This is a genomic window from Phaeodactylibacter luteus, assembly GCF_007993045.1.
Lineage (GTDB): Bacteria > Bacteroidota > Bacteroidia > Chitinophagales > Saprospiraceae > Phaeodactylibacter > Phaeodactylibacter luteus.
Genome location: NZ_VOOR01000045.1, coordinates 36,132 through 44,453, shown reverse-complemented (window position 1 = coordinate 44,453; position 8,322 = coordinate 36,132). Strand labels below are relative to the sequence as shown.

5 protein-coding genes are annotated in these 8,322 nt (G+C 54.5%); all 5 read left to right on the top strand.

Annotation, left to right across the window (positions count from 1 at the left end):
• Nucleotides 1-3,207 (top strand): T9SS type A sorting domain-containing protein (locus FRY97_RS17415; RefSeq protein ID WP_147168844.1); only part of this gene is annotated, 3,207 nt, incomplete at its 5' end.
• Nucleotides 3,208-3,631: 424 nt separating this feature from the next.
• Nucleotides 3,632-5,056: a Do family serine endopeptidase gene (locus FRY97_RS17410; protein WP_147168843.1), complete on the top strand. Its 1,425-nt coding sequence runs from the start codon at nt 3,632-3,634 to the stop codon at nt 5,054-5,056.
• A gap of 28 nt (nt 5,057-5,084) precedes the next feature.
• Entirely contained in the window at nt 5,085-6,719 is a 1,635-nt protein-coding gene (locus FRY97_RS17405; protein ID WP_211356907.1) for an acyl-CoA carboxylase subunit beta, read from the top strand.
• Between the two features lie 394 nt (nt 6,720-7,113).
• Nucleotides 7,114-8,067: a ribosome small subunit-dependent GTPase A gene (rsgA, locus tag FRY97_RS17400; protein ID WP_147168842.1), complete on the top strand. Its 954-nt coding sequence runs from the start codon at nt 7,114-7,116 to the stop codon at nt 8,065-8,067.
• A gap of 49 nt (nt 8,068-8,116) precedes the next feature.
• On the top strand, nt 8,117-8,296 hold the full coding sequence (locus FRY97_RS17395) for a hypothetical protein (RefSeq protein ID WP_147168841.1): 180 nt from the start codon (nt 8,117-8,119) through the stop codon (nt 8,294-8,296).
• Nucleotides 8,297-8,322: the final 26 nt, after the last annotated feature.

Genomic DNA, 8,322 nt, shown 5'->3' with positions numbered 1-8,322 from the left:
TTTGCTTGCACAGCAGCTATGGCGGTGCCTATGCCTACTGTTTCTGACAACTGCTCCGGAGTTGCCGTACTTACTCAGATTGTGACCGTCACTGAAGAAGAGATATACAATCAGTACGGGCTGCCTACAGGCCAGTTGGCTTATGATACAGTCGTGGTGCGAACCATTCAGCCCGGCGCAAGCCGGTTTGTGAGCGGTATCCCTTTCGGGCAGCACTTCTTCCGTTATATTGCTTCAGACGACTGCGGCAATGCCACAACCCTGTACTGCCCCTTTGAGGTGGTGGACAATATCGAGCCAGTAGCAGTATGTGATGATCAGCTGAACGTGAGCATCGGCGGCGGCAATATCATGCCTGGCCAGCCAGCAGCAGCCCGGGTTTTTGCAGAAGATGTGGACGAAGGCTCTTGGGACAATTGCGGGCCTGTGGACGTGGCTATTTTCCGGGACAATTTCAATGCAGCGGCCAATACTTGTGGCAGCGGAGCTAGCCCAACCGGCAGTTATGTAGATTTTTTCTGCTGTGATGTAGGCGTCACCGTTAGCGTAACCCTAGTGGTTACCGATCAGCATGGCAATCAGAATACCTGTTGGCTGAGCGTGACGCCTGAGGATAAAATCAGGCCGTTCTGTGAGGCTCCGGCTAATGTGAACGTGGGCTGCGATGATCTGCCTCATGGTTTTGACCCTGCCGATCCTGCTCAGCTGGAAGGATTGTTCGGCATGGCTTCCGGTGCGGACAACTGCGGCATCGCTTCGGTACAGCAAGTAGCAGCCAATGCTAGCCTAGAATGCCGGGCTGGCAGCATCACCCGGGTTTTCCGGGTGGCGGACGTGCACGGCAACCTCAGTCAGAATACCTGTGTACAGGTCATCAATATTCAGGAGGTGCACAATTACGAAATCTTCTTCCCCGCAGATACCGACTATGCGTGTGGAGAAGAAGCTGCCCCGGCTGAAGTAGCCTACAATGAGATAGGGTGCGACCTGCTGGCGGTAAGCAGTACCGATGAGCAGTTTTCTGCCAGCGGGCAGGAGTGCTACAAAATTTTCCGCACTTGGAAGGTCATCAACTGGTGCGAGTACGATGGCGAGAGCAGCCCTCTGATAATTGGCCGGGACGAAGACTGTGACGGTACACCTGGCAACCGCAACCTATGGCTGCTGGCCCGGGAAAATGGGACTATCTTTTATGATGCAGACCAAAATGAACTAGGAGGGCTGCCCGGCCCTAACGCCTGTGGCATTTCCAGCCGCTACTACAGCACGGACAACTACACTGCAGCCAGCCGGCCGGGCTTCTACCAGTATACACAGATCATCAAAGTGTACGACGATACTGCCCCTGCCGTATCGTTTGTTCAGGCAAGCCCTTTTTGTTCCCTGAATAACACCACCTGCTCGGCTAGCGTAGTCTATCCATTTGCCGTCACAGAAGACTGCACACCGGGCGACCTCAGCATCCGCGTGTTCCTGAATGCGTTCAACGCTGGCACCTTCACGGAATTGCCGGCGAGCGCGCTCTCCGGTGGCTATCCCAACTACAGCATCAGCGGCACTTACCCTATTGGTGCACACGCCTTCCGGGTGGTCGTGCGCGATGGCTGCGGCAACAGTGCACAGGCCCAGCTGCCATTTGAGGTGATTGACTGCAAAGCCCCAGCCCCGGTATGTATTAATGGCATAGCGGTAGAGCTGATGCCAGTGGACCAAAATGGCGACAACCTCCCTGATGCAGGCGAAGGGATGGCCGAAATTTGGGCTAGCGATTTCATCGCTTCTGCCATTACAGACTGTACCGGCCCCGTCAAGTATGCCATCAACCGTGCAGGCGAACCGAATGACCCTGATCAGGATGGGCTGGCCCTGACTTGTGCAGACTTGGGCACGCTGGTCATTGAAATATGGGCCTATGATGGCGCCGGCAATGGAGATTTCTGCGAAACCTACCTGCTCGTACAGGACAATCAGGGGATTTGCGGCAGCGGTGCCCCATCGGCAGCCGGTGCGGTGCATACCCGCGGGCAGCAGCCAGTCGAAAATGTGACCGTGAGCATTTCCGGCCAGGGCAGCACAACAGCAGTGACCTCTGCCGCCGGGCAATATGCTTTTGAAGGGCTTCAGCCCGGGCTAGACTATACCCTTACGCCGCAGCGCGATGGCGATTACCTCAATGGGGTCTCTACTTTTGACCTGGTCCTCATCAGCAAGCATATTTTAGGCATTCAGCCGTTGGCTTCCCCTTATCAGCTGATTGCTGCAGATGTGAACAACTCCCGTAGTATTACGACACTAGACATGATACAGCTGCGCAAGCTCATCCTGTCTGTCGATACGGAGTTCTCCAACAACGACAGCTGGCGTTTTGTGGATGCCAGCTATGTTTTCCCCAATCCTGCTAACCCATGGCTAGCGCCTTTCCCGGAAGGGATCAACCTGAACAACCTGCCTTTGTCTGGCGTGACAGCGGCTGACTTCATTGCGGTGAAAATAGGCGATGTGAGCGGGGATGCTGTAGCAAGCAGCCTCGTAGGAGGGATAGAGGAGCGGTCTACAGCTACCTTCGTACTGAGGGCAGCAGACGCGAGCCTGCGGGCTGGCGAGGAGTACAGTGTGGTGGTTTCTGCTCCGGGCCTTGCCGGCATTGAAGGTTATCAGGCTACCCTGGCTTTGAGCAGTGCTGCGGAGCTATTGGGCATCAAGGGCGGCGTCGCATCCGAAGAACACTTCGGCTTTGCCCACGCAAGCGAAGGCCTGATCACAACGAGCTGGAACGGCGAAGCAACAGAAGGCGTACTGTTCACCCTGATGATCCGTGCAACTGAAGATGCGCAGCTGAGCGAAATACTAGGCGTAAGCTCCGCCATTGCCAAGGCCGAAGCATACGGCAAAGACGGCAGCTTCCAGGATGTAGCTATCGAATTCTCAAACGGCACAGCAGCAGCGGGGTTTGAAGTATATCAGAACCAGCCCAATCCATTCAGGGGCGAGACGGTGATCGGCTTTGACCTGCCGGAAGCGGCGAGCGCAACCGTGACGGTCAGCGATATCACAGGCAAAGTCTTGAAGGTATACCACATCAATGGTGTAGCAGGATACAATGCGATAGCCATAGATGCAGGAGCTTTTCCTGCTAAAGGCGTGCTGGCTTATACCGTGAAGACCGGCAGTTTTTCGGTTGCCCGGAAAATGATGGTGATTGATTAGAGGGAGCGTAAACCAAATTGCCGCAGGCGTTCATGAATTCCGGGCTTTAGGCTGGCATTGGCCTAGCGCTGCGCAGGGGTGGCTGAAGGCCAGACCCGACGCCTGTAAGGCGAGGGGCCGAGCGGACAGCGAGCCCCGGAGCATAGCGGCACCTGCCTTCGGGCAGGGGCAGGCCCCTATCCTTGCGGAGGGGGCAGGTAAAAAAACGGCAATCCGGTTTGCGCCGATTAGAGGCCGCATGATATTGGCATAGAGCCAAAAAGGTTTTCGTGCGTTGTGATCAGTTGGCGGGGCCCTTCAGCAGCAGGCAGGAGGGCCCTGCCTCATTTTAGGAACAAAACCGCATCTGAAAAATTTAGTACTTTAGAGATTCGTTCTGGATAAGGCAAAAGCCCATTTTCAGTATTTGACCGATCCAACCTTTATGAAGCAGTACCTTGCCATTCTCATTAGCTCTCTGCTGAGCGCAGCCCTGGCCATAGCGGCTTATCGTTATTTTGAGCCTCACCGCGAGGTGGTGATCCGCGAAACCGTATCAGCCCGGTATACCAATTTTGACCCTATGGACGTGAGCAAGCAGCGGTCTTTCCTGTCTTCTGCCCCAACGGATTTCTCCGCAGCAGCAGACCGGGTCATCCCGGCAGTCGTCAACATCAAGACCGTTCAGAGCAGTGGCAACTTTGACTTGTGGGGGAGCCCGGCGGTGGGTTCTGCATCCGGGTCGGGGGTCATCATTTCAGAAGACGGCTACATTGTAACGAACAATCATGTTATCGAAGATAGTGATGAGATTGAGGTTACCCTCAATGATAAACGGGAGTACGAAGCTGAATTGATTGGCACAGACCCGTCTACAGACCTGGCACTGATCAAAATCAAGGCGCAAGGGCTGCCGGCCCTGGAGTTCGGCAACTCAGATTCCCTCCGTGTAGGAGAATGGGTGCTGGCCATAGGGAACCCTTTCAACCTGGAGTCTACGGTGACAAGCGGCATCGTCAGCGCCAAAGGGCGGAGCATTGATATCCTGGAAGGCCAAGACCGGATAGAGTCGTTTATTCAGACCGATGCAGCAGTCAATCCGGGCAATAGCGGAGGCGCTCTGGCCAATACTAATGGCGAGCTTATCGGCATCAATACGGCTATCATCACCCGTTCGGGGCGTTATGAGGGGTACTCCTTTGCGGTGCCGATCAACCTGGTGCGGAAAGTGGTGCGCGACCTGCGCGATTATGGCGTTGTCCAGCGGGGCATCCTTGGTGTTTTTATTGACGAAATGACCAATGAGCTGGCCAAAAAGCTGGGCCTTGAAAATGTAGAGGGCGTATACATCAACCGGGTGACCCCCGGCAGCGGGGCGGATGATGCCGGCCTGGAGAAGGGGGATGTCATCATCGGCATTAATGGGGTCAAAACCAAAACCCTGCCTGAAATGCAGGAGCAGCTGGGCCGGTATCGCCCGGGCAATGCCATTCAGGTAGAAATCATCCGCGATAAAGCCCGGACGGTGAAAGAAGTGGTGCTCAAGAATAAGAGCAACAGCACAGCCTTGGTCACGAGCCAAAATGCGGATATCCTGCTCGAACTGGGTTTTGAGGTGCGCGAGCTGAGCCGGCAGGAGAGCCGCCGGCTGAAAGCCGAAGGGGTCAAAGTGATCAGCATTTACAGGGGCAGCCGAATTGAAAGGACCAATATGGACCCTGGGTTTGTCATCACGAAAGTGGACAACCGGGCAGTGAACAGCGTGGATGAGCTGGTCGCCCTGCTCGAGCAATCCTCCGGGAAAGTCATGTTGGAGGGGATTTACGAAGGGTATGCTGGCGAGTACTACTACGCTTTTCCTGTAGACTAAAAAAGAACCGAATAACTAACCAAATAATATGGCCAAAATCAACTTAGAGCAAAGCAAAAACGAAGATGCGATGAAGCTGCTGCTCTCCCGTATGCAGCACCGCTTGGAAAAAATTTATAAAGGCGGGGGGGAGCGCAAGATTGAAAAGCTGCACAAAAAGGGCAAAATGACTGCCCGGGAGCGCATAGCCTACCTGATTGATGATGAGACGCCTTTCTTGGAAATTGGCGCTTTCGCAGGTTATGGGATGTACGAAGAGCACGGCGGCTGCCCTGCAGGGGGCGTTGTGGCTGGGATAGGCTACATCAAAGGGCGGCAGTGCATGATCGTGGCCAACGATGCCACAGTCAAGGCGGGGGCGTGGTTCCCCATTACGGGCAAAAAGAACCTCCGCGCTCAGGAAATCGCTATGGAAAACCGGCTGCCCATCATTTACCTGGTCGACAGTGCCGGTGTATACCTGCCTATGCAGGACGAAATCTTTCCGGACAAAGAACACTTCGGGCGCATTTTCCGGAACAACGCCCGTATGTCGAGCATGGGCATACCACAGATTGCTGCCATTATGGGCAGTTGTGTAGCTGGGGGCGCTTACCTCCCTATCATGTCTGACGAAGCCCTCATTGTGGAGGGGACCGGCTCCATTTTTCTGGCAGGGCCCTACCTTGTCAAAGCGGCCATAGGCGAAACCGTAGATCAGGAAACGCTGGGCGGGGCCACGACACAATCGGAAATCTCCGGCGTCACAGATTATAAAATGCCCGATGACCCTACCTGCCTTGATACCATCCGCGACCTGGTAGATAAAATCGGCCACTTCCCTAAAGCAGGCTTCGACCGGGCGGCCCCCGCCCCGCCTGAGCACGACCCCGCTGAGATTTACCAATTGATGCCGGAGGGCAATGCCAAGCCCTACAAGACCATAGAGGTGCTTAAGCGGTTGGTGGACGGCTCCAAGCTGACGGAGTACAAGAAAGGCTATGGCAAGACCATCATTTGCGCTTACGCCCGCATCGATGGCTGGTCTGTGGGCATTGTCGCCAACAACAGGGAGGTGGTCAAGAATGCTAAAGGGGAAATGCAGTTTGGCGGTGTCATTTATTCAGATTCGGCAGACAAGGCCGCCCGCTTCATCATGAACTGCAACCAGAAAAAGATCCCTCTTGTATTTTTGCACGACGTCACCGGCTTTATGGTGGGCACCCGCTCAGAGCACGGCGGCATCATTAAAGATGGCGCTAAAATGGTCAATGCGGTTTCCAACTCCACCGTCCCCAAATTTAGTGTGGTCATGGGCAATTCCTACGGGGCAGGCAACTATGCTATGTGCGGCAAAGCTTATGACCCCCGCCTGATCGTAGCCTGGCCAACTGCTAAGATAGCGGTGATGGGGGGCACGCAGGCGGCTAAAGTACTGATGCAGATACAGGTCGCCTCGCTCAAGGCGAAAGGGGAGGAGCCGACCGCTCAGGATCAGGATAGCCTGCTCAAAGAAATACAGGGGCGGTATGATGAGCAGACTACGCCCTATTACGCTGCATCCCGGCTCTGGGTAGATGCCATCATCGATCCGCTGGAGACCCGCAGGGTCATTTCCATGGGCATAGAAGCAGCAAGCAATGCTGAGGTCGAACGCTTTAACCCTGGGGTGCTGCAGACTTGATGAAAAAAGGGGCTGCCCCAAGTATGAGGGGGGCAGCCCCTTTTTTCGTGAGGCAACTGGTAAACCCAACAGCAGCTATCCGTTGTTGTATCCCAAAAATGCATTATGGTAGACTCAGGCGAAAAGCAGCAGGAAGGCAAAACAAGTAACAAGGGCATGCTTTGGCTGAAAAGGCTGGGTTTTGCTGGTTTTATGTTCTTTCTGATCAAAGGGCTGATTTGGATAGCCATCTTTGTAGGTGTAGGCAAGTGCGCACTTTAGCGCCGGTTGCAGCTGCAGTTGTTTACCTTTGTGGGGCTGCCATGGCGCACTTTGGGAAGGGCGGCATAGGCCGCTTGGCCAAGGGGCAACTTCTTGGCATTATTGCCAGACAATTATAACAGCATTATCGATTTTGGAAAAAGGAACGGTCATCAAGTCTACGGGAAGCTGGTATCAGGTGCAGCTTCAGGATAAAGGCACTGTAATGGACTGCCGCATCGTAGGCAAATTCCGCCTCGAGGGGCAAAAAGTCACCAACCCCGTAGCCGTTGGGGACGAGGTAGAGGTGGAGCCTAATGAAAATGAAGAGACCGGCACCATCCGCAATATCCTCCCGCGCCGCAACTATGTAGTCCGGCAGTCTCCCCGCCGGAAGCATGACCTCCATCTGCTGGCCAGCAATATTGACCAGGCAGTGGTCATTGTGACCATTGTGCAGCCCGACCTCAAGCAAGGTTTTATCGACCGTTTCCTGCTAATGACAGAGCCCTACAGCATCCCTACTGTCATTGTGTTCAATAAGGCCGATTTGTACGATGCGGGCCACCGTGGCGTATTTGAGTACTTGCGCGGTATTTACGAAAGTATCGGCTACCGGGCACTGCTCGTCTCCGCTACAGGAGGGGAGGGGGTAGAAGAGCTCAAAAGCCTGCTTAGGGGGAAAGTCTCCCTGATCAGCGGGCAGTCTGGCGTAGGCAAGTCTACTTTGGTCAATGCTATTGAGCCAGGCCTGGAGCTGCGTACCCAAGAGCTGAGCGACTACTCCGGCAAAGGGCAGCATACGACCACTTTTGCAGAAATGCACCCGCTCGCAGATGGCGGTGCCCTGATCGATACCCCAGGGATCAAATCGCTTTCCTTTATCCACCTCGAGCCGATGGATGTCGCCCACAATTTCCGGGAGTTTTTCGAGTATTCGGAAAATTGCAAATTTGGGGGCAACTGCTTGCACCGTAACGAACCGGGCTGCGCTGTAAAGGAAGCTGTCGAGAGCGAAGCGCTGAGCGACCTGCGTTATATGAACTACCTCACCCTGCTTGAAGAGGTAGAAGACCAAAACTATTGGGAACGGCACAAAGGGGTCTGAGCTGCCACCTCCTTACGAAAAAGAGATATCTTTGGGCCACAATCTCAAAATGAAGCTTATTATGGGCTACCAAAGCCGCAAACGCAACATCAAAAGCCGAAGGGAAAAGTACCAGGAGACTGTGCGCAATACCCGCCTTGTCTTTTTATTCCTAGGCATCGGCCTGGCTGTTTATTTCTTGATGAACCGGCACAGCATCTGGGCTTACCTGAAAACGTACTTCTATTAACGCCCCGCTCCAGCTGTGGAATGGGG

Coding starts and splice junctions, on each gene's coding strand:
- FRY97_RS17410 (WP_147168843.1), top strand. CDS start 3,632: ATGAAGCAGTACCTTGCCATTCTCATTAGCTCTCTGCTGAGCGCAGCC.
- FRY97_RS17395 (WP_147168841.1), top strand. CDS start 8,117: ATGAAGCTTATTATGGGCTACCAAAGCCGCAAACGCAACATCAAAAGC.
- FRY97_RS17405 (WP_211356907.1), top strand. CDS start 5,085: ATGGCCAAAATCAACTTAGAGCAAAGCAAAAACGAAGATGCGATGAAG.